Origin of the sequence: Vibrio sp. MACH09, assembly GCF_033238805.1 — a bacterium.
GTDB lineage: Bacteria > Pseudomonadota > Gammaproteobacteria > Enterobacterales > Vibrionaceae > Vibrio.
This window is the reverse complement of record NZ_BSFZ01000002.1, coordinates 1311324-1336648: the sequence shown is the minus strand read 5'-3', so window position 1 is coordinate 1336648 and position 25325 is coordinate 1311324. Positions and strand designations below refer to the sequence as shown.

The window sequence follows — 25325 nt, the reverse complement described above, 5'->3', positions numbered from 1 at the left end:
TTATGGAGTTACATTTTCTACCTGAGCGCATCAAATCTCACAAATCAGAACTGGTTAATATCGTTACCCCTCCTATCTGTACCGAGCGAGCACAGGCTTATACCAATGCTTATAAAGCGAATGAAGATAAGCCTATAATCATCCAAAGAGCGTTAGCTTTAAAAGAGCACCTTGAAACACGGACGATTTGGATAAAGAACGATGAACTGATAGTTGGAAACCAAGCCAGCAAACTGCGTGCAGCACCAATTTTCCCTGAATACACAGTGCGTTGGATTGAAAGCGAAATTGATGAACTTGCTGACAGACCGGGAGCCGGTTTTGCGGTGAGTAACCAAGATAAAGAAACAATACACGCCCTAACACCTTATTGGCGAGGTAAAACGGTTCAAGATCGCTGTTACGGGCTATTTAGCGAAGAACAGCAAGCGATTCTTGCCACCACCATCATCAAAGCTGAAGGCAATATGACCTCAGGTGATGCACACCTAGCGGTAGATAACGAAAAGATCTTATCCCTTGGCATGAACGGACTCATCAACGAAGTACGTCAATACCGCAGCAACAATGACACCGCAACGTTCGATGGCTTAAAGAAAGAGCAGTTCTATAAAGCCACTGAAATCGTTCTATCCGCCATCCAGCAACATATCGCCAGCTACGCAACCTTAGCTGCAGAAATGGCGTTAAAAGAGACACGAGCAAAACGCAAAGAAGAACTTGAAACCATCGCGAATAACTGCCGCCATGTCGCCTATCACGCACCTGATAACTTTTGGCAAGCGCTACAGCTGTGCTATTTCGTACAGCTAATACTGCAGCTTGAATCTAATGGTCACTCGCTTTCATTCGGAAGAATGGATCAGTATTTAAATGACTACTATCTCAGTGACACTAGCCGCGGAGAAATAAACAAAGGTTTCGCGATAGAGCTTCTGCAAAGCTGTTGGCTAAAACTGCTAGAGGTAAACAAGATCCGCTCAGGTGCGCACTCTAAAGCGTCTGCAGGCTCGCCTCTTTATCAAAATGTCTGTATTGGCGGTCAAAAACTCAATAACAAGGGAGAAGCAGAAGATGCGGTTAATCCACTCTCTTGGGTGATTTTAGAATCCTGTGGTCAATTACGTTCTACCCAGCCTAATCTAAGTGTTCGATATCACCAAAACTTGAATCAACAGTTTTTGATGGCCTGTATCGACGTCATTAAATGTGGCTTTGGTATGCCAGCATTCAATAACGATGAGATTGTGATTCCAGAGTTCATTAACTTAGGAGTCGAACGGCAAGATGCATACAACTATGCCTCTATTGGATGCATTGAGACTGCCGTACCCGGCAAGTGGGGGTATCGCTGTACCGGCATGAGCTTTATTAACTTTGCTCGTATTTTGTTGGCTGCCCTTAATAAAGGTGAAGACGCCACCTCTGGTAAAACATTCTTAGCGCATGATAAGTCACTGGCAGACGGCAACTTCAATAGCTTTGATGAAGTTATGGCGTCTTGGGCGGATCAAGTGCGTTACTACACTCGTAAGTCCATAGAGATAGATACCGTAGTCGACACAGTTCTTGAACAGCAAGCGCACGATATTTTTTGCTCATCGATAGTAGACAACTGCCTAGAACGCGGTAAAACCGTCAAAGAAGGCGGCGCAAAATATGACTGGGTCTCTGGCCTTCAGGTCGGCATTGCCAACCTCGGTAATAGCCTCGCCGCAATCAAACATATGGTCTTCGACGACGCGCAGATAACCCAGCCTGAACTTGCAAATGCACTAGCTGAAAACTTCCAGTCATCTCAACAGGAGCAACTTCGTCAGCGAATTTTAAACTTTGCCCCTAAGTACGGTAACGACAATGACGCGGTTGACTCTCTACTTGCAGAAGCCTACCAAATCTATATTGATGAGGTAGAGAATTTTGTAAATACTCGTCATGGTCGTGGCCCAATAGGCGGAGGCTACTATGCGGGAACCTCCTCCATCTCTGCTAATGTGCCTTTTGGCTCATCTACCATGGCGACACCGGACGGCCGTAAAGCCAACACGCCACTTGCTGAAGGTGCGAGCCCTGCATCAGGCTCTGATCGCTTAGGTCCTACAGCTGTCTATAACTCGGTTGGCAAAATTCCGGCCAACAAAATCCTTGGTGGAGTGTTACTAAACCAAAAATTGAGCCCTGCGGCAGTCGAGTCTGAGGAAGATAAACTTAAGCTTTCGATGCTTATTCGAACTTTCTTTAATCACCATAAAGGGTGGCATGTTCAATACAACATTATTTCACGGGATACTCTGCTCGCAGCAAAGAAAAATCCTGAGCAATACCGTGATTTAGTGGTTCGTGTGGCAGGCTACTCTGCTTTCTTCACTGCCCTCTCTCCCGATGCTCAGGACGATATTATTGCTCGAACAGAGCATGAAATTTAACCTGTAAGTGCAGAGGACTTGTTATATAAAGTTTGTTTTATGTTTCAAGTCCTTTTCATATGAAAGAAAGAGGCGTTACAATAGTCTCATCTTTTACTTGGAGTAATGTTGTGAACTCAAGACAAAATGAAATTCTGCAAATTGTAAACCAACGCAAACGCGTGCAAGTCACAGACTTGGTCGAGACAATAGGTGTATCAGGTGTCACCATAAGACAGGATCTCAATTTTCTTGAGCAACAGGGATACTTAAAACGCGTTCACGGCGCGGCTGTCGCGCTACAGAGTGATGACATAGATTCACGTCTTGAAGTGCGATTTGATATTAAACAGGCCCTTGCTTCCAAAGCGGCTGACCTTGTAGCGCCTAATGAAACCGTATTAATCGAAGGCGGAAGCGCGAACGCATTGTTAGCAAGAACGCTAGCAGAGCGCGGGGACGTAACCATTATTACCCCGTCAGCTTACATCGCCCATCTTATTCGCAACTCTTCTGCCAATATTATTCTGCTTGGTGGCGTGTACCAGCATCAAGGAGAGAGCTTAGTTGGCCCTTTAACCAAGCTTTGCATTGCCAACATCCATTTTAGTACCGCGTTTTTAGGGATAGACGGCTATCATCAAGATACTGGCTTTACCAGCAGAGATATGATGCGCGTTGAAATAGCGGATACCATCATCAGTAAAAAACGCCGTAATATTGTGTTAACTGACTCAAGTAAGTTTGGCCAAATCTACCCTTCTAGCATTAATGATCCTAGCGAGATTTCCATTCTACTAACCGATAATGCCGCACCAGCAGAGGATATTGCTTACCTTAAAGCACAAGGCATTGAAGTGATATTGGGGTAACACATCTGACAGGCAACGGCTCCGAGAAAAACTTTCAAGTATCCAGCTGTTCTACAAAAAGCCCTCCACTTATACTCTCTTTAACGGTCGTTATCTCCGTTTAATTCTCCCTTTCCGGGGATAATTTGGCCAACATAATCTATTTAGCTTTACTCATTCCAAGAAAATCTCAAACAGACCATACGCCTCAAGTTTCTTCGACAATCGCATAAAACCTAACCAATTGAATATATTGATATATTTAAAAATAACCAGTTTATAAATCAGTCATTATGGATAGCATTTGTGTAAAAATATCAACCCAAATAGTGTGACGTAAAGCGCTAATTTTTTAAAAATATTGCATAAAAAATCAGAATGAGATTCAGATCTATTTCCTCTAATTTTATTTGTCATACAATAATACGCTAATACAGTCACACTAATAAGCGGACTCGTTATTATCCCCATAATACAAAAGTGAAAACAAGGAAAAACAACATGAAGAAAACTCTGATAACATTAGTCGCCACCTCTGTTCTATCTACATTTGCCGTGAATGCTAAAACCCTTACCTTAGGCCACGCTATGAATTTAGACAGTGCTGCACACGCTGGAATGGTTATCTTTGCAGATAAAGTAAAAGAAAAATCAGCTGGAGATATTAACGTTAAGATCTTCCCTAATGGCATGTTAGGATCCGAACGAGACCAAGCAGAACAAGTCGTAACAGGCGCTCTGCATATGGCAAAAATTAACGGCTCATTAGCAGAATCATTCGAACCCACTTATAAAGCAATTTCGATCCCTTATCTATTCCGTGATTCTAACCATATGCACACTTTCATGCGTAGTGAAGCTGCTGAGAAACTCCTCAAATCAAGTGAAGGCAAGGGGTTTATTGGACTAACACTCTACGATTCTGGGTCCCGTAGCTTTTACAGCGCAAAACCAATCAATACTCCTGAAGATCTGGCTGGGTTGAAAATTCGTGTACCAGAATCTCCAACTATGATGGAAATGGTTCGCCTACTTGGCGCACGCGCTACGCCAGTACCGTTTACTGAAGTATATACAGCACTGCAGCAAGGGGTTATTGACGCAGCAGAAAACAACATTTCTAGTCTTGTGGAGATGAAGCACTCTGAAGTAGCTAAATTTTACGCAATGGATCAACACATGATGACACCTGACCTTATCATGATCTCTGAAAATGCGTGGAATGAACTAACTGCAGAACAACAAAAAATCGTCAAAGAAGCCGCGCTTGAATCTATGGAAGAAGAGATCAAGATCTGGGCTGCAACAGATGACAAGAACATGAAGATTGCAAAAGAATCTGGCGTTACTTTCATCGAGGTGGATACAAGCAAGTTCCGCGAAAAGGTTCTACCTATGATTGAAACCGCTAAGAAAGATCCTGTCTTAAAAGAGTACATCAACTCAATCGAAGCTATGTAACTCGCCATTTAATCCCTTTATTTCTGCCCTCCTTTCCGGAGGGCGATATGACCACTTTTGACGTGGAGGAAAGATGCATTCAATTTTGCGTCGGCTAAAAGCCATATTAGATAAATCGATTCTCACATTTTGTGGGTTCGCGATTGTCACTCTTGTGATTACCGTTACTTGGCAAGTATTTAGCCGCTATGTGCTGAATGATCCCAGTTCATTTACCGACGAGTTAGCTCGATACACCATGATTTGGTTTGGTTTGAGTGGAGCGAGCTACCTGTTTGGTAAAAACGGTCACTTAGCAATAACGCTCTTTATTGGTTCTGTTAACCACAAATACCGTAAACACTTTCATGCACTTATCAACTTAATTTCTATTGTATTCATCAGTTTAGCCATGATTAAAGGCGGAGTGTTGCTTATGGGGAGAACCATGATGCAGTACTCGCCAGCGTTACAGATTCCTATGGCGTACGTTTATTTAGTCTTACCACTAACAGGGCTGCTTATGGTTATCTATTTAACCCTAAGCACCATCGATGTGTATAAGCCCGTTCAATCAGCAAGAGAGGAACAGTGATATGGATATCTCCATCGGCTTTTGGTTGCTGTGTTTATTCTTAGTTCTAATCGCATTTAGTGTGCCTATTGCAATTGCCATTGCAATGTCTTCATTGGTGATCATGTGCACCATCCTACCTATGGATGTTGCTTTTATGACGGCTGGCCAAAAGATCGTAACGGGTATAGACAGTTTTAGTTTACTTGCCATCCCATTCTTCATATTGGCGGGTAATATTATGAACCGAGGCGGTATCGCAACTCGACTGGTTCAGTTTGCCAAGTTATTAGTTGGTCGTCTGCCCGGTGCGCTTTCCCATGTCAACGTGCTTGCCAACATGTTATTTGGTTCGGTATCCGGCTCTGCTGTTGCTGCCGCAGCCGCAGTTGGTAAAACCTTAGAACCAGAATTAGAAAAAGAAGGCTACAACAAGTCATATTCTACCGCGGTTAATGTTGCTTCCTGCCCCGCAGGTTTACTCATACCACCAAGTAATTCACTGATTGTTTTCTCTGTTGTAAGTGGTGGCACTTCAATTGCCGCGCTATTTATCGCAGGGTACGTACCAGGAATACTGATGGGTATAAGTTGTATGGTTGTCGCTTACATGATCGCCCGCAAGAAAGGGTATAAAAGTGCGGCAATTACGCTAACTGTACGCGAAAAACTGACCATTACTTGGCGTGCGATACCAAGTTTAGGCTTAGTTGTTGTGGTTATTGGTGGCATCATTGGCGGCATTTTTACCGCAACAGAGGGAGCCTGTATAGCAGTACTCTATTCATTTGGTCTATCACTCTGCTATCGAAGTTTAGGCATAAAAGAGTTAAGAACCATTTGTGTGGAAACCGCAGAGATCACTGGCATTATGCTGTTCTTGATCGGTGCATCCACCATTATGTCGTGGGCAATGGCATTTACCGGCTTGCCTAGCATGATCAGCGAATGGATGCTCTCTATCTCTGATAATCCTGTTATCATTTTCATCCTTATGAACATCATCTTACTTGTGGTCGGTATGTTTATGGATCTCACCCCTGCGGTTTTGATCTTTACGCCTATCTTTATGCCTATTGCAACACAACTTGGCATGCACCCGATTCATTTTGCGATGATGATTATATTTAACCTTTGCATTGGTATCGCCACCCCTCCAGTAGGCACCGCACTCTTTGTAGGCTGTAGTGTTAGTGGGGCTAAAATAGAAAGTGTGATTAAATCAATATTACCGTTCTGCGCGGTGTTGATTGTTACCTTATTACTAATCACCTTTATTCCATCCATCAGTTTGGCATTACCAAGAGCATTTGGTTTAATCAACTGATCCCTTAGGCTGGACATCCGTTTTCACGCGAAGACGGATGTTTTTTCTAAGCTTATACATTTCTTTGAGCATTAGTTCTGCATATGTTTAAACTGAAGCTCTACCAATCGCTGATAGAGTTGGCACTCCTCCATCAAGGTTTGATGATTACCCGTTGCCACCAGTTGTCCTTGATCCAGCACGGCTATCTTGTCAGCATGTTGAATGGTCGACAATCTATGAGCGATGATGAGGGTGGTGCGACCTTTCATCAGTTGTTCAAGCGCTTTTTGTACATGGTGTTCGCTCTCACTATCCAAGGCACTGGTGGCTTCATCCAGCAGAAGAATATGAGGATCTTTCAAGATCGCTCTAGCGATGGCGATACGTTGTTTCTGACCACCGGATAACCTAACCCCACGCTCACCAAGAAAGCTGCGGTACCCTTCAGGCAACTGCATAATAAAATCGTGCGCCATGGCTTGTTTGGCTGCTGCAACAACCTCTTCATCCGTTGCATCAGGGTTGCCATAGCGGATATTGTGCATAACATCGCTACTAAACAGTGCCGGTTGTTGGGGAACCAGCGCCATCTGCCGGCGTAGTTCCGTTGGCTCCAGCTGACGAATATCCGTGCCACCAAACTCAATAGAACCCGATTGAGGATCATAAAATCGTTGCAACAACTCAAACAGCGTTGTTTTTCCTGCCCCTGAAGGGCCGACCAGCGCAAGGACTTTACCTTGTTCAGCGTTGAGGGAAAGACTGGCAAGCGCAGGCTGTGCAGGACGAGATGGATAGCAGAAGTTAACCTGATTAAAACTGAGTTCCGCACTCAGAGCAGAAGCATCGGCGGCATTCTCTACCGGCGGAACAATATGGCTCTCAACCTGAAGCACCTCAATTAAGCGCTCGGTTGCCCCCGCTGCACGCTGTAACTCTCCCAGCACTTCAGAAATCGTTGCCAAAGAAGAAGCGACAAGAATGGAATAAAACACGAATGCGCCAAGGTCACCACCACTCATCTGTCCAGAAATAACATCACTGCCACCAACCCAAAGCATTCCAGTTATGGCTCCGAACACAATAATGATGACACCTGCAATCAAAGTTGCCCTTTGTTGGATGCGATTTCTGCCCACCTGAAAGGCCGACTCAACTTCACGAGCAAAAGAGGCCTTCTCCTGTGACTCCCTGACGTAGCTTTGAACCGTTTTAATATGCTCTATCGCTTCTCCGGCATAACTGCCGACATCAGACATTGAATCCTGACTCTTTCTCGACAAAGCTCTTACCCTTCGGCCATAAATTAGAATAGGCAACAAGATAAAAGGAACTGAGGCCAGCACGATCAAGGTCAGCTTGATATTGGTAGCAAACAGCATCACCAATGCGCCAATAAACATCAACACACTTCGCATCGCCATAGAAAAAGAAGAGCCGATTATACTTTGAAGTAGCGTGGTGTCTGTTGTCAGCCGCGACATAATGTCACCGCTGCCGCTGGTTTCGAAATAACTAGGGTGAAGGGTAATTACATGATTAAACACCGCTTTACGGATATCTGCACTCACCCTTTCACCTAGCCACGACACCAGATAAAAGCGGGCAAAGGTACCACCAGCAATCAGTACGGTAACAATAAAGATAAACAGCACCGCATTTTTTAGCTGCTCTAAAGATTGCTGGGCAAATCCATCATCGATCAATACTCTTACGCCCTGCCCGACAGAAAGCATCACCGATGCGGTAAAAACCAGTGCGATAAGGGCTGCCGCTATTTTTAATTTATACGGACGGACAAATTGTAAAAGCTCCAGTAGAATGGAGAGCCGTTTATTATCTTTGTTGCCGATAACTTCCGATGCGTCGAAACTGTTTTCAGACATAGATTTCCCTTTTTTGCTCTCTGAGCGTTTGATGTCACTCTCTTGATCTGCCCTCTCAAGAGACCGATTTCAATCCCTTACTCGAAAATATTATCCATTCCCACTCATCTGGCGATATTTCAGGCAACATCAGTTCCTAAATGGCTATAAGCAAAGCGCATCCATAATTCGCTGCACGTTTATTCTCGCGACCGTTTTGTTGGTCACTGACCGAGTGGTTAATAAATATTTGATAAAAAACACCAAACCTATCGCAAACCACCAGCCAGTTATTGACATAGAAACCCGATAAAACATATGCTTACCCGGCACTGGCAAAATCCAGTGCCGGGATTGGAACACCGCAATGACTAACACTGGGCGCATTGTCGCCAGCTTTTTATGCTGGCCTTTTAATGTGCGGCTTCAGCACACCTGAAGAAAGTGAGTTTGTCTAGTATTCAGGCAGACACTTAATTATGGTGAGCTGGACAGGGGCGCTTCGGCGCGCCGTTTTCCTAGTGTGGCGGTAGTTCCAACCTTGTTCAGTTCATCACCCTAAGATTGGAACCTTTGTGTGGTGTTAGACATAATTCATCACTAGGAGTCACCATGACCCATCAAAACAAACCTGATTTCTACCTTCAAGTCGAAGACTTTATCCTCAACGCAAACTGCGAGAACACCCCAATAGATAACGAAATACGTGTTTTTCTGATGACGTTGTTAAACCAGTTTAAGCATCAGGATGAAGAGTAACGGATAAAAGATAGGCACCTTTTCTAGGTGCCTTTCTTCATAATTATCTTAATAAATTCAATTAGCTATTAAAGATAGAAAACTCTACAAAAAACTTATATTAGTTTTTTCATAAGATGCATGTCCCTGTTGGATCTTTAATGACTTGTAACTTTTGGGGGGGCAGAAATAACTGTCTCATAAAGATGTTTATTAAGATGGATGGTCCCAGTTAACTAGTTAAGTGGTTCATGAAAGGACGCCACTCGGATAAGTGGCGTCTGAGTTCTCGTATTTCAGTATTTGAAGCTTGTTTTCACTTCTTCACCAATTTGATAAGAGATCTGAAAAGACTTCCAGTTTTCACCTCTACTCAATGCACTACTTTTTAATTGCTTAACGAAATCATACAAAACAGCGCTGTTATAGTTTGTGTCAGCGCTTGTTGATTGTTCACCATTGAATTCTACTTCCAACTCGCTCTCCATGTAGCCTTCATATACTTCAACCTTGTATCGGAAAGAATCGTATCCATTAACAATACCTTCATCCAATAGCGAAAAAATATTTTTAACAATTTCTATATCTTTAGTGATCACTCAATAATCTCCGGGATTTTATTGGATTCATTTTCAAAACTAACAGTTTTCTGCTTGCCGTCAATCGTATACGTAACATCTAAGACATCAGGACGAATAGAACTAGGGTTACTACGAACAAATTTTATCGTCGTGCATAACGAGTGCATAACGAGGACATGCATCTTAAAAAAGATTCAAACCAACCCATTCTCATCTGCTCAGTTATAAGTAGGTTAATATATTTTTGCTATCATTTAGTTGAAACATATTGAAAAACAACAATTTTATGCGAATTTATTGTATAGACGTGCTCAGCTAATGCTGTTATTAAGATGGCTGTCCTCGTTAGGTCGTTAAGATGGCTGTCCTCGTTAGATCCCCATCATTATGTGCAGGTTCGCCCCTCGTGCTGACAACGGACAGAATTCAACTTGATTAACTTTATATTCTCATCTTGGATACTGTTGGTGTGCGCTGTTTCTGTGCGGGAGAGAGGTGTCTGTGCATGGGATTGGTGGGTAGTTCTAAGAGAATATTTACCATTTTTCAATTTATCATGGGAGTAAGCAGTACCACAACGCAACAATACAAATCAAAAACTTAATAAATCGCTGAAGCTGAACTCCTTGGCTATCTTTTTCATACTCAACCAAAATGGCGCCAATAGGCATTGTTCTATTATTTAAAAAACACCACATTAAAAAAATTAGATACAGTGCTACTAGATGCAAAGCAGAAACCGTGTTTAGATAACTAAAATGGTAATAAATTGAGCCAACCCATAAGACAACGACTAGACCCATGATCATGTTTCTCATAATCAGTCCTATGTACTTGTGTGGCCATATTAGGTTATTTAGTTTCATCATTTTTAAAATACTCTATAAAACACAACGAGGACATGCATCTTAAAAAAGTTAGTATTAAGATGGCTGTCCTCGTTAGATCCTAAGAAGGCTGTCCTCGTTAGGTCGAGTACGATTTTAGCCCTTAATCGACAATTCTATATTCCACATTATCAACTACTAATGTGGTGCTTTCAGGAACCGATAGCTCTTTCAGAACAGATTTTATTAGCGATATGACTTTTGTAACGTCCTCACTATCTTCCACCTCTACATCTATATTTGATCCCTTTTCCCCGGTCCCACTGCCTGTTACTTCGCCAATACCATCTAGAGCTTCCTCTAAGGTATCCTCTATTACATCGATACCTACACTTAATCTTTCGGAAAAATAAATAAAAACATCCACTACTGTTTCCTATTGCTCAATTTGACTGCGTATTCTTTTTGTCTAACTGTTCGATAACCATTAATATCCACTCTTCTACTGATTGCCCTTCAGATACGGGTCTAAAATTCCCTCCGAGATTATTAATAAAACCCTGAGGAGGTACGCTAGTCGAGCTTAATGTCATTAGTTCATTTTTTACCTCAGTAACCGTGTCTAATTCTTCAGACATAGCAAAGCTCTCGATTAATTCCTTCGATGAATTATATTCATATCGCCAATCTTGATAAAAATATGATTCGACTAGATACTTAAAAACACTACTCATCTCTTAATCCTAATTATTTGGTTTGGGGAAAGAAGTATGAACTCGATATCCTTTAGGTGCTAACGAAAGCACAGCGAGGACATGCATCTTAAAAAAGATTCAAGCCAGCCCGTTCTCATCTGCTCAGTTATAAGTAGGTTAATATACTTTTTCTATCATTTAGTTGAAACATATTGAAAAACAACAATTTTATGCGAATTCATTGTATAGACGTGCTCAGCAGATACTGTGATTGGCGTTTCTATGGAAATAACAAGGCGTCGTTTAGATCAGCTTAACTGATTGTTTATTAAGATGGCAGTCCCCGTTAGATCAGTTACCGTTAGATCATAAAGTTGTTTATTAAGGTGGCTGTCCTCGTTAGATCCTCACTGTTGGATTGAGTTTTAATTGGTACGAAAAGATTCCCTTCATTAGTTACACTAACCTTTTCGGATTTGCTTTTGTCCTTCCTTACAACCGTATAACCACCATCGTTTTTTTGACGAACATAGTAGTTAGCACCCTGCCCATTGGGCAAATTATCCAACTTAGCTTGTATCAACTCACGAGTAACTTTAAGTTTAACACTGTTGTTATGAGGTACCAGTCCCCCATCCGGAAGCGAAACCACCTTAGTCCCCTTAACCAATACGGTACCGACACCAACATCAAGCCCTAACTGCACCGTTCCAGCAGTTCCAGATTTCGCAGTGTTTATTAAGGTGGCTGTCCCCGTTAGATCCCTTTAGGTGCCTATCTTCATAATTATCTTAATAAATTCAATTAGCTATTAAAGATTGAAAATCTCTACGAAAAACTTATATTAGTTTTTTCATAAGATGCATGTCCCTGTTAGATCTCACTATGTCTTCCACCTCTACATCTATATTTGATCCCTTTTCCCCGGTTCCAGTACCTGTTACTTCGCCAATACCATCTAGAGCTTCATCTAAGGTATCCTCAATTACATCGATACCTACACTTAATCTTTCGGAAAAATAAATAAAAACATCCACTACTGTTTCCTATTGCTCAATTTGACTGCGTATTCTTTTTGTCTAACTGCTCGATAACCATTAATATCCACTCTTCTACTGATTGCCCTTCAGATTCGGGTCTAAAATTCCCTCCGAGATTATTAATAAAATCCTGAGGAGGTACGCTAGTCGAGCTTAATGTCATTAGTTCATTTTTTAGCTTAGTAACCGTGTCTAATTCTTCAGACATAGCAAAGCTCTCGATTAATTCCTTCGATGAATTATATTCATATCGCCAATCTTGATAAAAATATGATTCGACTAGATACTTAAAAACACTACTCATCTCTTAATCCTAATTATTTGGTTTGGGGAAAGAAGTATGAACTCGATATCCTTTAGGTGCTAACGGATCCTTAACAAGCAGCACGAAAGCTTTATTCGTAGGTACGGAACTATCAGCGCCTTTCGATATTACTCTTCCGATTTCATAATCAAAACTTTCATTCAGTGTGAGCCTCGACTTAGAGCTATTCTGTAGCCAATCTTGGATAGAGTCACTATTTCTAGAAAGAACATTCCCAACTACTTTTTGTGCCGTATTAAGATCACTATATGTAGAAGAACCAAGAATATCCGGTTCACTTTGTAACCTCGCTAACAGCTCATCATCTGTCCTACCTACATGCCTTCTAATTGTATGCCCATCTAAATTCTCATGAAAAATTAAAGTTCCTCCACTTTCAGTCTTTATTTCTGGAACTGTATCGGCTACATCTAACTTTGTATTAGAAGTTAGTGCTTTGTTTCCAGCTATTGATGTATTAGTACTGCTCGACTTTGGCTTAAACACCTTAACTGCTTTATTGTATTCATTATACAAACTATCTAAGCCAGCCTTAGTCGCTTCAGTAACATCGACTTTCCAGCTTTTCAGTGCCGCAACCAGCTCATCCTTACTCTTGAGCACTACACCTTTCGTAAGTAAAACTTGTGCTATATCTGGACCAAGTTGAGATATACCTACAACACCTGCCGCTGCAGAAGGAACACCCGCTGCTGTATAAGCGGTATCCCAGTTATCTTTAATTGCATTAACACGTTCACTAGTAGAAGGTTCCAAGACCATATCAGCAATACCGAACGACAATACATTGGCAGTCGCTCGCTTATAGGCTTCTCTTTGTTCTGCATCAGGGCCAATCATGAAGTTATTAATCTTAGCCTTATTGTTTACTAAGAACTTAGTGATTTCCGGACTGACACCTTGTTTATCTAGCTGCATAACGAGGACATGCATCTTAAAAAAGATTCAAACCAGCTCATAACGAGGACATGCATCTTAAAAAAGATTCAAACCAGCCCGTTCTCATCTACTCAGTTATAAGTAGGTTAATATACTTTTTCTATTATTTAGTTGAAACATATTGAAAAACAACAATTTTATGCGAATTAATTGTATAGAAGTGCTCAGCAGATACTGTGACTGGAGTTTCTATGGAAATAACAAGGGAGAGCACAACGAAGCACAACGAGGACATGCATCTTAAAAAGTTAGTATTAAGATGGCTGTCCTCGTTAGATCTAATAACAAAGAAACCTTGCATCAAGCGAGGTGACCATATATGTCCCCGTTAGATCTCTTTCTGGTGGCGAGAGCAGGTTCTGTGGGTGGATGGGTGAACAACGCTAAAAAGTAAGCCTGGACCATAATAAGTTCAGGCTATTGGTTTGGGATTTAACGAATACTTAAGGCATTCTCATCAATAATGCCCTCAGGACTTCTTCCCCACTCTCATAATTACTTAAAACATCTAAGGGTTTGTAACCTTCCAACGCTGGTATATTTGTATTTAGCCACTTCTTCGAATGCTCTAAGGGACCGACTTTACATATTAATACGAACGCAATGTCTTCTGGTATTTCTGAGTCAGACCAACTGAAATCCTTGGGAGGGTTGAAAGATAAGCTATTAACATATCTTCTCCATGACTCATCACCTAAATAGCTATTATGTAAAAATATAAGTTCTTCAGGAAGTTTATTCATTTTTTATTATCACCAAATTTGACCCTTCAGGGTTTCGTGCTGAAGGTGCTAGAATACCATCATAGCCATTTTGTTTAGCCCATTTTCCAATTTCTTGAGTCTTTGAATAATCCCCACTTTTAGTAATATCTTCTAGAGACACATATAGCTGATTTCTTACCTTAATGTCAGTTAAATCCAGCACATTTTCAAGATTAACTTCTTTAGTTAAGGCTACCCTAAGATCCTGGGCATTGGGATCATAGTGGCTGATCTCATCCAATGCTGTTTTCTGAGAAGTACCTGCATAAACGCCCCCTTGACCTTGACTTGTATATCGATGATCAGCATTTATATTTCCTGGATGCAGGTCCCATAATGTTTCTATGTATTCAGGCTTTTCATAACGATACACATCGCCTTTAAAAGCTTTTCCTTTTGGTGGCTTCACATCATGCAAACTTGATTAAGGTGGATGTCCCCGTTGTTTCCTTTAGTTCTATAGAAGCTAGCTGCTTACTATGTTAACGATTGTTCCTGCCCATTTTTTGTCTTAAAAGTTTCAGCGCTAATGGCTCACCTCCTGTCAGCTCTATCTTGAACTCTGAATATGCTTTCTCCAGATCGGGGAGTTTTCGAATATCCCCTTCCAAGACATATCGACAGCTAGGAACATCTTCCCACTGAACAGGTTGCAGTATATTTTTATTTTTAGCTCATAACGAGGACATGCATCTTAAAAAAGAATCAAACCAACCAGTTCTCATCTGCTCAGCTATAAGTAGGTTAATATACTTGTTCTATCATTTAGTTGAAACATATTGAAAAACAACAATTTTATGCGAATTTATTGTATAGACGTGCTCAGCAGATGCTGTGACCGGAGTTTCTATGAGAGTAAGAAGGTGTCGTTTAGATTAATTTAACTGATAACCGCACATTCGTCGTCGATGTAGCCTTGATAAATTACACTGAATGCTCTCTTTCATTCCTATACAGAGCGCTCTTTGCTTCTCTAGTTGAGTACACGCCTTTAGCCACGCCTTTTGGTTGATATTTAAACGTTTTAATAAAGGAGGCTGGCGGCTTGAAATGCTCGCTTTTCCTTCTCTAAATTCACGCCCCGTCCAATCAACCAGTTCTATATAATCCATTAATCTAAACGGAATGCCTGACAGCATTTCATTACTTGCGTTTCCAATAAAGGGATGCAAACAAGGAGCTGTTGTTTGTTGATGAGCGAGTGCACTTAAACGCTCTTTGACGGAGGTATAGTCTGAGTGTTCTGGTGTATCAGCCATTCCGGCTCTAATAGGATTTAGGTCAGTGTAAGCCATAGCCGCTAACAGCGCTTTTTCGTCTAATAATGCCTGACTTTTATAGCGACTTTCCCAAAAATGGCCTTTACAGTTTTCTTCTTGGTTGGCTTTCAGAGCAATATCAAAGTTAAGCTCACGCATAAACCAACTGAGGCTATACAAACGCTCTCGCCAAGTTTGGATAATCTCTTGAACTACGATGTGCTCTGCCTCTCCTTTAAGCTCTTGCTTTAACCATCGTTGAATCAACACAGGTAGCGAGTGCATCTTACTCCATAGCTCGACAACCTCTAACTCGTTTAGTTTTAGGGCTTGCGATTTATTGATATGCACCACCAAATGATAATGATTGCTCATCACAGCATACGCACAAATATCAATGCAATAGATTTGGCTAAGCATCTTGATACGCGACTCTATCCAGCCACGACGATGCTCAAAATCTTGCTTCGAATAGTCATCATAGCCGCATAAAAATGTTCGACGAACACAGCGAGATACACAATGATAATAAGGTGTTGCGTCTAAACAAACTTGTTGGTTTCTAGCTCTAGTCATTTCCACCTCCTACCTGAAATGAGTTTTTGCCAACATAGTCGATTTAGCTTTGTTGTTACCCAAGAAAATTATGCAGTTACGGGACATTTCTGATTTTTATGAAACTGACGTAGTAACGGTCTCATAAAGTTGTTTACTAAGGTGGCTGTCCCCGTTGCTCTTACCGTCAAACAGAATCTGGAGTTTATCCAATGGCAGTTCTGGTAGTGTTATCTCACCAACAAAATCTTCTGTTGTTTTATCAAAATATCTAATGACTCTAGGCATTAACTTAATTGTCTTCTCACTCATCGACATCAAACATGTCTTCGTCAATGGCTTCATGATGTTCTCTAAGAGAAGTATTCTCCTCTAGACTACCAACCAGACAAAGACAAAGCCCTTCTTCCATCACATCCACTAACTCAAAAAACCTAAAGTCATAGCTTTCATCTTCATGCTCGAAAATGGCGGATAAATAAAGAGTACCGTCCCTATGCTCACGACTTCTTTCTTCTTTCCATATCTTTAGCTCATTGAGTAAAACACCGCACTTCTTTTCCCTCGGTATTGGTTTCTCTTCTGAGACAAAGATAGTAGGATTTCCATTTGAGTTACCAAATATATCTGCATAGAATTTTGTTTCACTTAGATTAAGAACTCTTGCCCTCATTGATAAATCAAAGTTCTGAGTGTCTAATATTTCTATTAAATTACTTAAAATCAATTTTTAATCTCCGATTTGGTTTAGATCAGCGTCGAATGTCCCAAGTCGCGTCTGTTTACTGCCTAATTCTTTTGTTGATTTGGCCAGTTTCCAAACCCCACCATTATGAGCCCCATTTCCATCTCCGCAGTATTAAGATGGCTGTCCCCGTTGCTCTTCCATGGGTGATACCGTTGGAGTTTGCTGTTTCTGGTGGCGAGAGAGGGTTCTGTGGATGAATTGGGTGGTTCTGGGAAAGGACGCCACTCGGGTGAGTGGCTTTTGTCATTTTATCGGTTTTTAGCATTATTTACATACTTTTAACTAACCGCATCTAGCCATTCGGAAAATACATCTTCTATATTTTCAAATTCATCAGATAACATCTCAAGTTCATCATCCCATTCATAGATCTTTCCGCTTGTCTCCCCTATCGCATATACACCTATACCTGATTGATACATAAAAGGAGTAACCTTTTCTGGAAAGCTTACCTTTAGTTCATCAACCCATTGTTGAAACTGCTCAAGGTTATCAACTAGCCGAACTTTACCGATATATTTGGGTTCACTATCTGCCGCTATTTTAAATGTACTTGAAAACAAGTCAGCCCCATCAAAACTTGTGTATATATCATCTAAGCCGCTTAAAGAAGTCCTTTCTTTTCTTAATTGTTGTGACTTAAACAAGGTTGAATGCTCTCCTGAGTGATGCTGGATTTCAAACCGATCATCTAACTCTGTTGCTACTCCCGGTCTATGTTCAAGCAGCCATTCCATTAGTTTCATTGTTCATCCTCGTTTATATTTTCTGTTGATTCTACTTGATTCACAATTGTGCCAGATGAATTAACATAGTTACCATTCATATGCTCTTTCTCTAGACCAGATCTATCTATCATTTCACCTGAAGAGCCAGCTCTAGTCCCACTAGGGTGATACTTCTTAACATGACCTGCATTTCCTTCTCGCGAGGGTATCACATTATCAGGAACATCCGCTAAATCTGGATTTCTGTTCACATCATTCACGTGGTGCCATCTTGTATCACTTGGGTATTGTCCCGTTTCAGCTATGCGTTTTCTTTCTTCTAATGACCAACCTCCATTATCTGCTGTACCTGGGTGTCCTGACTGTACAAGCTTTCTCTCTTCACTCTTTGCTCTATTTACTCCACGTTGACGTGCATTTTTAATAGCTTTTGCAGAACTTGAAACACAACGAGGACATGCATCTTAAAAAAGATTCAAGCCAGCCCGTTCTCATCTGCTCAGTTATAAGTAGGTTAATATACTTTTTCTATCATTTAGTTTAAACATATTGAAAAACAACAATTTTATGCGAATTTATTGTATAGAGGTGCTCAGCTAATGCTGTGATTGGAGTTGCTTTGGAAATAACAAGGTGTCGTTTAGATCAACTTAACTGATAACCGAACTCTTATAAGATGCAACTCTTATAAGATGCATGTCCCTGTTAGATTTACTGTTAGATTTGTTAGATTCAAGATTGTTCTGTGGGCGGATTGGATGGTTCTGGGAATAGGGACGCCACTCGGGTGAGTGGCGCTTGCTTAAGCTTACACAAAAAAGTAGAACGTTCTCGATAATAAAGATGGGCTAGACCTGTAGATTTCTTTTGTGCTGCTTTAACTGATTCTTGGTTATTCTTGTCAGCTTTACCAAAGCTCTATCCCATTCCTGAATAGACTTATAGGAATTGCATTTCCCTGCTACCGATAGATCGCCCCAAGCTTTGGGATGGCAATATCCTATTATACTTTGGGCTGCCTCAATTTTGTTTCCTAATTCACCTGAATTTAGTTCTTGCCAAAAGCATTTAAGCCTCAGACTTTCACGTTCAAAACCTGCTTCATTAAAGGCCATTAAGATATCATCTACAATCTTTTCGTTCTGTTTATTTACATTCATTTCCCTTCACCATCTCTTTTTATATCACCATTTATAACGACCTGATTGCCCCCACCTATTGCATTATCATGTGCCCACTGCTGGCCTTGCTGCCCTTTGACCTTTGCCTTCTAGTAAAACTTGGTCGCTACCTAACGACACATTATGTTCAACCTCTGCTGTATTAGATTTTGGTAAAGCTCATAACGAGGACATGCATCTTAAAAAAGAATCAAACCAACCAGTTCTCATCTGCTCAGCTATAAGTAGGTTAATATACTTGTTCTATCATTTAGTTGAAAAATATTGAAAAACAACAATTTTATGCGAATTTATTGTATAGAGGTGCTCAGCTAATGCTGTTTATTAAGATGGCTGTCCCCGTTGTTCCTTTTCATAAGATGCATGTCCCTGTTGGATTCTGATACAATGTATATAGGCTCCTACCCCATCAAATGTAAAATCATTTTGATCTGGCTCTATGCCCCAACAACTCATATAAGTAGCCTATCTTTCTTGCGTTTTAGATCATTGACGGTCTACGGAAATCACTTAAATCAGGATCCATGTCTTCCAGTAATTCCTCTAGCTTTAACACACCCTTATCACAGGCATACTCGACCTCCTTTTCATGTAATAAAACTAACCAAAGAAACTTCAATCCATCAGTTTCAAGCAATGCATCATCAGGGAAATATGAGGGAGACGTAATGTAAACTCCAGAAAAATCGTAACCATTCAAGACAGATTGGCTTCTAATAAACAAGTCTCCATACGTGGCTTTCGAGTTTAGAAAGTAATGCTGAAGATAAGTCATAGTAAAACCGCTAAGGTCAGTATCTTTATTGAGAGATTCTGGGTCATAAACAACCACTAGCTCAGCCTGTCTATCATCAAGTTTGCTAACTCCAACTGTAACCAGTGAATTTGCACCTTTAAAGGGCCTATCTTCAAAAATAAGAACATCAACTGCGAAGGATTCTAGATAAAACCTTTCTGCTCTCTCAGGAACTTTACCCAGCCCTTTTATCAAATTAGCTGCTATATCAGTCATTCTCATTACTCTCGATTTTTTTCTGTTTCTTTCTCTCTTGGCCTATTCTAGCACCATCACTAGCATTACAATTTACACATTCAACTTCTACTCTTTCCTGATATTTATCCAATACATCTTTCCTCGTAAAATCTTCATTATTTTCTGCTTTCTCCTTCCAGGTATCCTGTTGTTTCACCCATGGATCTTCTTCAGGGTGTCCTAACTGATAATCCCTTTTTCCATTAGATTGTTTTTCGCCAGTTAATGGTAGGCACAACGAGGACATGCATCTTAAAAAAGATTCAAACCAACCCATTCTCATCTGCTCAGTTATAAGTAGGTTAATATATTTTTGCTATCATTTAGTTGAAACATATTGAAAAACAACAATTTTATGCGAATTCATTGTATAGACGTGCTCAGCAGATACTGTGATTGGCGTTTCTATGGAAATAACAAGGCGTCGTTTAGATCAGCTTAACTGATTGTTTATTAAGATGGCTGTCCCCGTTAGATCTCTCATTGTGGATATCGTCGGTGTGAGCAGTTTCTACGTGCGAGAGAGGGTTCTGTGGGAGGAATTGGTAGGTGATTCTAGGGGGTGGGACGCCACTCGGATGAGTGGCACACCTTTAAAACGGAAGTATAGGTGCTGAAAGTTGACGTAATATTTGTAGATGGATGTTTAGATCCAATTTCGCAACACACTCGACTCTTGGTCCCCCTCCAAGAGCCAATGAAGGTTCGAATCCGTACACTTCATTTTCTTTCAATGGACCAAGTTTAATCAGCGCCTGATCGAATAATGAGCTATCATTGATATCTTCGATATCAAACTCATTCTTATCAGCCATTGCAAAAAAACTTTGTATTGTTAAATCTGGATCTTTCTGAACTCTTTTAATGCTATTTTTCTGAGCTACAATGAAATGTGAAGGGCAATGAATAGTAAAACTACGACCAGTTTTTTCACCGATAACGTACAAAGTGCCATAAGCTGTACGAGCAAACACGTGATATCTATCAATCTTCTCGAATGCTGTATCAACAATCCACTGTTCTAATAAGTCATCATATAACGCTGGATTTACCAACCAAACCAAACCATTCGCAAAGCTACTCCAACCAACTTCTTGCCAATACTCTAGTAACTTATTAGGTAGAACTCCTCTATAAGCCTCTAGTTCTTCATATGACACTTTTTTTATTGAAGTGGGCTCTCCCATCTCTTCAATAAACAGCTCTAACTCTTCATCACGCACCTTATTAGCCCCCTCTTGATACTTCTAGTTTTACATTCATTTTGGAACTTCCCTGTCCATTTTCTATTGCTTTTTTAGCCGCATCTTCCATTGCGTTAATTCTAGCGCTACTCCAACTACCACCTATCGACTTATTTACAGTTGCATCACCCATTGCACTTGGTGTTTCTTTATGCCAGCCCCCGGCCACCATATCAGGTTCATGCAACGCTGCTAAGTTTTCTGAAATCTTATTAGCTCTTTCTTTTGCAACTGCTTTTAGCTCTTTAGCAGAAACTCGCTGTTCAGAAGGTAGTTGTTTGTTTTTAAACTGTAATGATTGAAGAAACACAACGAGGACATGCATCTTAAAAAAGATTCAAACCAGCCAGTTCTCATCTGCTCAGTTATAAGTAGGTTAATAAATTTTTGCTAGTATTTAGTTGAAACATAGTAAACGCCCCATGAACCCACGGGGCGATATTGTTAGTGTTTGAAGTTCCAAGGCAGGAGCGCATCGATATCTGGCTCTGCTTTCGCCAGCTCTTTCATGCACTTGACCATGTAGTCATAGAGGATAAGTCCATTCGCTTTCGCTGTCTCGACGATACTGTAAAGCATCGCGCTCGCGTTAGCACCATTTGGTGTGTTCGAGAACAACCAGTTCTTCCTGCCAATGACCAACGGTTTTATTGCGCGTTCAGCACGGTTATTGTCTATCGATAAGTGACCGTCATCGATATAGCGGATGAGCTTCGGCCATTGGCCGAGCGTGTATTTTATCGCTTTACCCAGTGGGCTAGACTCTATGACTTGTTGGTGAGTCATCCATTCGTAAAGCTCATCCAGTATCGGCTTGGCATACGTTTGACGCTCTGCTTTTCGTTTCTCGGCCGAGGCTCCTTTTAAACGTGATTCTATTCCGTAGAGTTTTTGGATTTTAGCCAGTGCCTTGTCAGCTTTACCTGATTTCCCTTTACCTTGCAGCTTTTTAGCGTCCATGAACTTGCGCCGGGCATGAGCGAGACAGCCTACATTCGTCACTTGATGAAGACCATCATAAGCCGCATAACCATCCGTTTGCAGATAACCATTATAGTCATCTAAGAAGGTCAGCGGGCACGCCCTCGCGCGGCTGTTTTGGTAGTCGTACAAGGCGATGTTTTTCACATTCGGCAACGCCGCTTCTGGCGAGTCAGCACCCGAGCAGTAGAGCCACATGTAACACTGCTTATCTTCTTTGAGGACATTGAGCGGCGTTTCATCCGCCTGAACCACCACTTGTTGAAGTAAGTGCTCTTTTAGGGCGGCATAGAGTGGTTTGAACTTCTCACTCACTTGGATAACCCACCTTGCCATAGTGGTGCGTGACAGTTCGATACCCGACTGGGTAAACAGCGACTCTTGGCGATACAGTGGCATCGCGTATTGGTATTTGCCAAGGATGATATTGGCCAGCAAGCTTTCTGTCGCGAAGCTTTTAGGGATAATGCTTTGCGGCGCTGGCTTTTGAACGATGCGGCTGTTGTCTTCAGTTTGCTCGCACTGACGACAAGCATACTTAGGACGAACATATTCCAGCACTTTGAGTACGGCGGGTGTGAACTCTAGCTTTTCACTGCGGTCTTCACCGATTTTATGCAGACTATGCTTGCAGCAAGCGCACTGTTTTTCATGGTCGTCTAAATCGAGTTCGATAACCTCACAAGGCAAGGTCTTTGGAAGAGGCTTACGCTTACCGCGTTTCTTCGTTGTGGTGGTCGTCACCTCAACCTCTTCTTCCTTAGCGGCTTCACATTCCACTTCGTTGAAGAAGTCACCTTGAGATTCATCGTAAGGTTTTAACGCCTCCGAGCGTTTGGCGAACTGGCGGTCGAAGGCAAGCTTGAGCTGTTCAAGTAGCGATTGTCGCTCTTGTTTCAATCGGCTTTCTGACGCCATCAGCGCTTTCACCATCGCTTGTAGCTCGGCAACATCTTGACTTTCTGGGTTGATATTTGGCGTCTTTTTCATGGCATTTATTATACTAAAATCATGCCGTTAACGCTTGGTGGATAAGGCTTTATTATCGTTTAAGTCATTGTAAAATCGTTTATTCGAACGGGTTTGTGGCCGATAATCGTGAAGCCAGAAAGCAGTCTATCAAGCTCAAATTGACTCAGGATAAACACCTCATTTTTCTCTTTTGTAGGCCACTTATACTTGGCTTTTTCGAGGCGCTTGTACCAAAGCGCAAAGCCTGTTTTATCCCAGTACAACACTTTGATTTTATCGCGCTGTTTATTGGTGAACAGGAACAGTGCGCCGCTTCCCAAGGGCAAGTCGGTGTTACTTTCGATAATTGCCGCAAGGCCATTGATGGACTTTCTAAAATCGACACTTTCACGATAGAGATAAATCTCTGGGGCGCTGAGCATGCGTTTCATGATAGCGCCCCGATGAGCTCTGCGAGATAGGCCGCTGGCGTACCTTGTGGAATACGCAGCTCAACATCATTGACGAGCAGTGTCATATTAGCCGTTGCTATTTGAGATTGATACTTGGTTGTCTTCTCGATGATTTCAGCTTTAACGAAGTGTTGAGAAACCTCAATTTTGTTGAGTTGCTGTCGCTTGGCATAAAACGTCGAAGGGTTGATCTCCTTGAGCTTGCAAAAGGCTAGTATTGACAACGAACTTGATTCAGATTGCTCGATAAGCGTTTGCCATTCTTGGTTAGTGCGTCGCTTTCCCATTTCAAATCTCCTCATAGTTGGAGGCTTGATCTTATTATTCGTGATGAGCGATTAGAATGCGGGGTTTATGACGCGCTTACGAAACATATTGAAAAACAACAATTTTATGCGATTTTATTGTATATATAGAGGTGCTCAGCTAATGCTGTGATTGGAGTTTCTATGGAAATAACAAGGCGTCGTTTAGATCAACTTAACTGATTGTTTATTAAGATGGCTGTCGCCGTAAGATCTCCCGTAAGATCTTTGCTTTTCTAGTTGAGTACACGCTTTTGAATTAACAGGACAGGCACAATAAACTTTTAGTCGAAAGACATGTAATTTATCCTTTGTCATTAAAGGAGCTTTTAGTTCAGGAGCGTCTGAAACTGACTGATAAAGCCTTCGTTGCTCAAATTAGTCGTAAGCATCTCCGATATGATCAAAACCGTCTTTTAGCCAATACCAGTATCTACCTTGATTTTCGATGAGCTTCTTTAACAGCTCAGTAAATGAACCTGCGACTATCGCGCACGAGCCTGCGACAGCGTGTGTGTCATAAAAGCTATCGTAGCATCTACCTACCCTAGTTGGGTCTAGATCAATACTAATTATTTCGTCAGAACCGCCTTTAGCAACGATATACCAACTCGAAGATATATCCTCTTCATAAAGCTCACCGACTATAACTGGATTAGCAAGAACAAATTCTCTTGGGGCAACAATTTGTATACCGTAATCCTTGTTACTAAATAATTTTAACCCGCCACATAGTTTGTAGAACTCTTCCATATCTGAAGGTATCGGGCGGCCAATTAAAGGCATACCTACAGGAGGCAGTACCTCGCAATTATCTAGTTTTTTTATCTTGTTCAGTAAGTTTTCCATTTAATTCTACTTTTTATAGTTATATTGATTTAATACCTTATAGTATTCATTTCGCGTATCTTCTGGAACATTAACTGCGTCGAACATTCGCTCTGTCAATTTGAACTAACAAGACAGGCACAATAAACTTGTTTATTGTGTCTGTCTTATTAATTTTTTAATTTCTAATTTCGCTATTAATTTCAGCTACCTTAGAGTTTCGAACATGGCTGGACTGCTTTGTCTTTGTGACCGCACATGATAGGGAACATTTTTGCATGCTCTTGGGTTGGCTCTACATTTAAAACCATGTCTTTGAAAGTATCCCAGCTATACTCAGCCATTAATACACAATAACCTGGGTTTGAATCTTTTTGACATTCACGCTTTGCTTTTGAATAAACTGTATACTCAACAGAACAAGACTTAATCTTCTCTGGCTTGGTGAACGCAGTAGAACAGTAATTTGAACCCGTGTTATTCTCTTCAAGAGAGTCCCAAGAAACGGAGTTGCTCGCACACCCAGTCAATACAACCGACACGAATAAAAAGATAGTTTTATTTTTAAACACTATAATCTCCATATTTATATTTTGTTAATACTAATTATCATTAAATGAGTTAGTTCATATAAATTAACACCTAGGTTAATCACTACACTAAAAGGGACAGACACCATTTACACC

General features: G+C 41.1%; 33 protein-coding genes and 1 pseudogene. 6 read left to right on the top strand and 28 right to left on the bottom strand.

Going from position 1 to position 25325, the window contains the following annotated elements; translation table 11 throughout:
- Nucleotides 1-2: 2 nt before the first annotated feature.
- The 5 genes from CHJ_RS21145 (at nt 3) to CHJ_RS21125 (ending at nt 6597) form a co-directional block, all read left to right on the top strand.
- Complete coding sequence (locus CHJ_RS21145; protein WP_317918932.1) at nt 3-2426, top strand: formate C-acetyltransferase/glycerol dehydratase family glycyl radical enzyme; 2424 nt, start codon at nt 3-5, stop codon at nt 2424-2426.
- A 110-nt stretch (nt 2427-2536) separates the two neighbouring features.
- Entirely contained in the window at nt 2537-3277 is a 741-nt protein-coding gene (locus tag CHJ_RS21140; protein WP_317918931.1) for a DNA-binding transcriptional regulator YciT, read from the top strand.
- A 480-nt stretch (nt 3278-3757) separates the two neighbouring features.
- Nucleotides 3758-4717, top strand: coding sequence for a TRAP transporter substrate-binding protein (locus tag CHJ_RS21135; protein ID WP_171753587.1), 960 nt, complete (start codon nt 3758-3760; stop codon nt 4715-4717).
- Between the two features lie 82 nt (nt 4718-4799).
- Nucleotides 4800-5291: a TRAP transporter small permease gene (locus tag CHJ_RS21130; RefSeq protein ID WP_171753632.1), complete on the top strand. Its 492-nt coding sequence runs from the start codon at nt 4800-4802 to the stop codon at nt 5289-5291.
- A gap of 1 nt (nt 5292) precedes the next feature.
- The gene (locus CHJ_RS21125; RefSeq protein ID WP_317918930.1) at nt 5293-6597 is read left to right on the top strand and encodes a TRAP transporter large permease; all 1305 of its coding nucleotides are present in this window, start codon (nt 5293-5295) and stop codon (nt 6595-6597) included.
- A gap of 71 nt (nt 6598-6668) precedes the next feature.
- Here the strand turns inward: CHJ_RS21125 and CHJ_RS21120 are convergent, their stop codons facing one another.
- Nucleotides 6669-8465, bottom strand: coding sequence for an ABC transporter ATP-binding protein/permease (locus CHJ_RS21120; RefSeq protein WP_317918929.1), 1797 nt, complete (start codon nt 8463-8465; stop codon nt 6669-6671).
- Between the two features lie 144 nt (nt 8466-8609).
- A complete protein-coding gene (locus CHJ_RS21115) occupies nt 8610-8831 on the bottom strand; it encodes a hypothetical protein (protein WP_317918928.1) in 222 nt (73 codons plus the stop codon).
- A gap of 225 nt (nt 8832-9056) precedes the next feature.
- Between CHJ_RS21115 and CHJ_RS21110 the strand changes: the two genes are divergently transcribed.
- A complete protein-coding gene (locus CHJ_RS21110) occupies nt 9057-9203 on the top strand; it encodes a hypothetical protein (protein WP_317918927.1) in 147 nt (48 codons plus the stop codon).
- 275 nt (nt 9204-9478) lie between these two features.
- Here CHJ_RS21110 and CHJ_RS21105 read toward each other — a convergent pair whose 3' ends face one another.
- The 26 genes and pseudogenes from CHJ_RS21105 to CHJ_RS20985 form a co-directional block, all read right to left on the bottom strand.
- A complete protein-coding gene (locus tag CHJ_RS21105; protein ID WP_317918926.1) occupies nt 9479-9781 on the bottom strand; it encodes a hypothetical protein in 303 nt (100 codons plus the stop codon).
- Between the two features lie 536 nt (nt 9782-10317).
- Entirely contained in the window at nt 10318-10581 is a 264-nt protein-coding gene (locus tag CHJ_RS21100) for a hypothetical protein (RefSeq protein WP_317918925.1), read from the bottom strand.
- 172 nt (nt 10582-10753) lie between these two features.
- A complete protein-coding gene (locus tag CHJ_RS21095; protein WP_317918924.1) occupies nt 10754-11017 on the bottom strand; it encodes a hypothetical protein in 264 nt (87 codons plus the stop codon).
- A 16-nt stretch (nt 11018-11033) separates the two neighbouring features.
- Entirely contained in the window at nt 11034-11324 is a 291-nt protein-coding gene (locus CHJ_RS21090; RefSeq protein ID WP_317918923.1) for a contact-dependent growth inhibition system immunity protein, read from the bottom strand.
- A 322-nt stretch (nt 11325-11646) separates the two neighbouring features.
- On the bottom strand, nt 11647-11991 hold the full coding sequence (locus tag CHJ_RS21085) for a hypothetical protein (protein WP_317918922.1): 345 nt from the start codon (nt 11989-11991) through the stop codon (nt 11647-11649).
- 133 nt (nt 11992-12124) lie between these two features.
- Nucleotides 12125-12322 carry a hypothetical protein gene (locus CHJ_RS21080; protein WP_317918921.1) on the bottom strand — a complete coding sequence of 66 codons (198 nt, stop codon included), beginning with the start codon at nt 12320-12322 and terminating at the stop codon, nt 12125-12127.
- A gap of 16 nt (nt 12323-12338) precedes the next feature.
- The gene (locus CHJ_RS21075; RefSeq protein ID WP_317918920.1) at nt 12339-12629 is read right to left on the bottom strand and encodes a contact-dependent growth inhibition system immunity protein; all 291 of its coding nucleotides are present in this window, start codon (nt 12627-12629) and stop codon (nt 12339-12341) included.
- 9 nt (nt 12630-12638) lie between these two features.
- Nucleotides 12639-13568: an RNase A-like domain-containing protein gene (locus CHJ_RS21070; RefSeq protein WP_317918919.1), complete on the bottom strand. Its 930-nt coding sequence runs from the start codon at nt 13566-13568 to the stop codon at nt 12639-12641.
- A 464-nt stretch (nt 13569-14032) separates the two neighbouring features.
- Nucleotides 14033-14332 (bottom strand): antitoxin Xre/MbcA/ParS toxin-binding domain-containing protein, encoded by a 300-nt coding sequence (locus CHJ_RS21065; RefSeq protein ID WP_317918918.1) that lies wholly within the window; start codon nt 14330-14332, stop codon nt 14033-14035.
- Entirely contained in the window at nt 14325-14762 is a 438-nt protein-coding gene (locus CHJ_RS21060; RefSeq protein WP_317918917.1) for an RES family NAD+ phosphorylase, read from the bottom strand. Before CHJ_RS21060 ends, CHJ_RS21065 begins: the two co-directional genes overlap by 8 nt.
- A 466-nt stretch (nt 14763-15228) precedes the next feature.
- Nucleotides 15229-16188 carry a transposase gene (locus CHJ_RS21055; protein WP_317918916.1) on the bottom strand — a complete coding sequence of 320 codons (960 nt, stop codon included), beginning with the start codon at nt 16186-16188 and terminating at the stop codon, nt 15229-15231.
- 96 nt (nt 16189-16284) lie between these two features.
- On the bottom strand, nt 16285-16479 hold the full coding sequence (locus CHJ_RS21050) for a hypothetical protein (protein ID WP_317918915.1): 195 nt from the start codon (nt 16477-16479) through the stop codon (nt 16285-16287).
- Entirely contained in the window at nt 16472-16894 is a 423-nt protein-coding gene (locus CHJ_RS21045; protein WP_317918914.1) for a hypothetical protein, read from the bottom strand. Before CHJ_RS21045 ends, CHJ_RS21050 begins: the two co-directional genes overlap by 8 nt.
- 3 nt (nt 16895-16897) lie before the next feature.
- Nucleotides 16898-16996 (bottom strand): annotated as a pseudogene (locus CHJ_RS24165) (toxin C-terminal domain-containing protein); the annotation flags it as partial.
- 197 nt (nt 16997-17193) lie between these two features.
- On the bottom strand, nt 17194-17661 hold the full coding sequence (locus tag CHJ_RS21040; protein WP_317918913.1) for a hypothetical protein: 468 nt from the start codon (nt 17659-17661) through the stop codon (nt 17194-17196).
- Entirely contained in the window at nt 17658-18068 is a 411-nt protein-coding gene (locus CHJ_RS21035) for a hypothetical protein (protein ID WP_317919225.1), read from the bottom strand. The genes CHJ_RS21040 and CHJ_RS21035 overlap by 4 nt, the downstream gene beginning before the upstream one ends.
- 423 nt (nt 18069-18491) lie before the next feature.
- Nucleotides 18492-18803, bottom strand: a complete 312-nt coding sequence (locus CHJ_RS21030; protein ID WP_317918912.1) for a hypothetical protein — start codon at nt 18801-18803, stop codon at nt 18492-18494.
- A 502-nt stretch (nt 18804-19305) separates the two neighbouring features.
- A complete protein-coding gene (locus CHJ_RS21025; protein ID WP_171753581.1) occupies nt 19306-19836 on the bottom strand; it encodes a suppressor of fused domain protein in 531 nt (176 codons plus the stop codon).
- Nucleotides 19829-20134, bottom strand: coding sequence for a hypothetical protein (locus CHJ_RS21020; RefSeq protein WP_317918911.1), 306 nt, complete (start codon nt 20132-20134; stop codon nt 19829-19831). Before CHJ_RS21020 ends, CHJ_RS21025 begins: the two co-directional genes overlap by 8 nt.
- Nucleotides 20135-20450: 316 nt before the next feature.
- Entirely contained in the window at nt 20451-21080 is a 630-nt protein-coding gene (locus CHJ_RS21015) for a GAD-like domain-containing protein (protein ID WP_317918910.1), read from the bottom strand.
- Nucleotides 21081-21084: 4 nt separating this feature from the next.
- Nucleotides 21085-21426 (bottom strand): polymorphic toxin type 15 domain-containing protein, encoded by a 342-nt coding sequence (locus CHJ_RS21010; protein ID WP_317918909.1) that lies wholly within the window; start codon nt 21424-21426, stop codon nt 21085-21087.
- A gap of 119 nt (nt 21427-21545) precedes the next feature.
- Nucleotides 21546-23072: an IS66 family transposase gene (gene tnpC / locus CHJ_RS21005; RefSeq protein ID WP_317918908.1), complete on the bottom strand. Its 1527-nt coding sequence runs from the start codon at nt 23070-23072 to the stop codon at nt 21546-21548.
- 59 nt (nt 23073-23131) lie between these two features.
- Nucleotides 23132-23485, bottom strand: coding sequence for an IS66 family insertion sequence element accessory protein TnpB (gene tnpB, locus CHJ_RS21000; protein WP_317918907.1), 354 nt, complete (start codon nt 23483-23485; stop codon nt 23132-23134).
- Complete coding sequence (gene tnpA / locus CHJ_RS20995) at nt 23482-23793, bottom strand: IS66 family insertion sequence element accessory protein TnpA (protein ID WP_317918906.1); 312 nt, start codon at nt 23791-23793, stop codon at nt 23482-23484. The genes tnpB and tnpA overlap by 4 nt, the downstream gene beginning before the upstream one ends.
- 396 nt (nt 23794-24189) lie before the next feature.
- A complete protein-coding gene (locus CHJ_RS20990) occupies nt 24190-24660 on the bottom strand; it encodes an SMI1/KNR4 family protein (RefSeq protein ID WP_317918905.1) in 471 nt (156 codons plus the stop codon).
- 191 nt (nt 24661-24851) lie between these two features.
- Nucleotides 24852-25211, bottom strand: coding sequence for a hypothetical protein (locus CHJ_RS20985; protein WP_317918904.1), 360 nt, complete (start codon nt 25209-25211; stop codon nt 24852-24854).
- Between the last annotated feature and the right edge of the window lie 114 nt (nt 25212-25325).

What these genes read in the sequence shown, in the direction of transcription:
- CHJ_RS21145 (WP_317918932.1), top strand. Translation starts at nt 3, where the DNA reads ATGGAGTTACATTTTCTACCTGAGCGCATCAAATCTCACAAATCAGAA.
- CHJ_RS21135 (WP_171753587.1), top strand. Translation starts at nt 3,758, where the DNA reads ATGAAGAAAACTCTGATAACATTAGTCGCCACCTCTGTTCTATCTACA.
- CHJ_RS21125 (WP_317918930.1), top strand. Translation starts at nt 5,293, where the DNA reads ATGGATATCTCCATCGGCTTTTGGTTGCTGTGTTTATTCTTAGTTCTA.
- CHJ_RS21120 (WP_317918929.1), bottom strand. Translation starts at nt 8,465, where the DNA reads ATGTCTGAAAACAGTTTCGACGCATCGGAAGTTATCGGCAACAAAGAT.
- CHJ_RS21115 (WP_317918928.1), bottom strand. Translation starts at nt 8,831, where the DNA reads ATGCGCCCAGTGTTAGTCATTGCGGTGTTCCAATCCCGGCACTGGATT.
- CHJ_RS21110 (WP_317918927.1), top strand. Translation starts at nt 9,057, where the DNA reads ATGACCCATCAAAACAAACCTGATTTCTACCTTCAAGTCGAAGACTTT.
- CHJ_RS21100 (WP_317918925.1), bottom strand. Translation starts at nt 10,581, where the DNA reads ATGAGAAACATGATCATGGGTCTAGTCGTTGTCTTATGGGTTGGCTCA.
- CHJ_RS21090 (WP_317918923.1), bottom strand. Translation starts at nt 11,324, where the DNA reads ATGAGTAGTGTTTTTAAGTATCTAGTCGAATCATATTTTTATCAAGAT.
- CHJ_RS21075 (WP_317918920.1), bottom strand. Translation starts at nt 12,629, where the DNA reads ATGAGTAGTGTTTTTAAGTATCTAGTCGAATCATATTTTTATCAAGAT.
- CHJ_RS21070 (WP_317918919.1), bottom strand. Translation starts at nt 13,568, where the DNA reads ATGCAGCTAGATAAACAAGGTGTCAGTCCGGAAATCACTAAGTTCTTA.
- CHJ_RS21065 (WP_317918918.1), bottom strand. Translation starts at nt 14,332, where the DNA reads ATGAATAAACTTCCTGAAGAACTTATATTTTTACATAATAGCTATTTA.
- CHJ_RS21055 (WP_317918916.1), bottom strand. Translation starts at nt 16,188, where the DNA reads ATGACTAGAGCTAGAAACCAACAAGTTTGTTTAGACGCAACACCTTAT.
- CHJ_RS21050 (WP_317918915.1), bottom strand. Translation starts at nt 16,479, where the DNA reads ATGAGTGAGAAGACAATTAAGTTAATGCCTAGAGTCATTAGATATTTT.
- CHJ_RS21040 (WP_317918913.1), bottom strand. Translation starts at nt 17,661, where the DNA reads ATGAAACTAATGGAATGGCTGCTTGAACATAGACCGGGAGTAGCAACA.
- CHJ_RS21030 (WP_317918912.1), bottom strand. Translation starts at nt 18,803, where the DNA reads ATGAATGTAAATAAACAGAACGAAAAGATTGTAGATGATATCTTAATG.
- CHJ_RS21025 (WP_171753581.1), bottom strand. Translation starts at nt 19,836, where the DNA reads ATGACTGATATAGCAGCTAATTTGATAAAAGGGCTGGGTAAAGTTCCT.
- CHJ_RS21020 (WP_317918911.1), bottom strand. Translation starts at nt 20,134, where the DNA reads ATGGGTTGGTTTGAATCTTTTTTAAGATGCATGTCCTCGTTGTGCCTA.
- CHJ_RS21010 (WP_317918909.1), bottom strand. Translation starts at nt 21,426, where the DNA reads ATGCATGTCCTCGTTGTGTTTCTTCAATCATTACAGTTTAAAAACAAA.
- tnpC (WP_317918908.1), bottom strand. Translation starts at nt 23,072, where the DNA reads ATGAAAAAGACGCCAAATATCAACCCAGAAAGTCAAGATGTTGCCGAG.
- tnpB (WP_317918907.1), bottom strand. Translation starts at nt 23,485, where the DNA reads ATGAAACGCATGCTCAGCGCCCCAGAGATTTATCTCTATCGTGAAAGT.
- tnpA (WP_317918906.1), bottom strand. Translation starts at nt 23,793, where the DNA reads ATGGGAAAGCGACGCACTAACCAAGAATGGCAAACGCTTATCGAGCAA.
- CHJ_RS20990 (WP_317918905.1), bottom strand. Translation starts at nt 24,660, where the DNA reads ATGGAAAACTTACTGAACAAGATAAAAAAACTAGATAATTGCGAGGTA.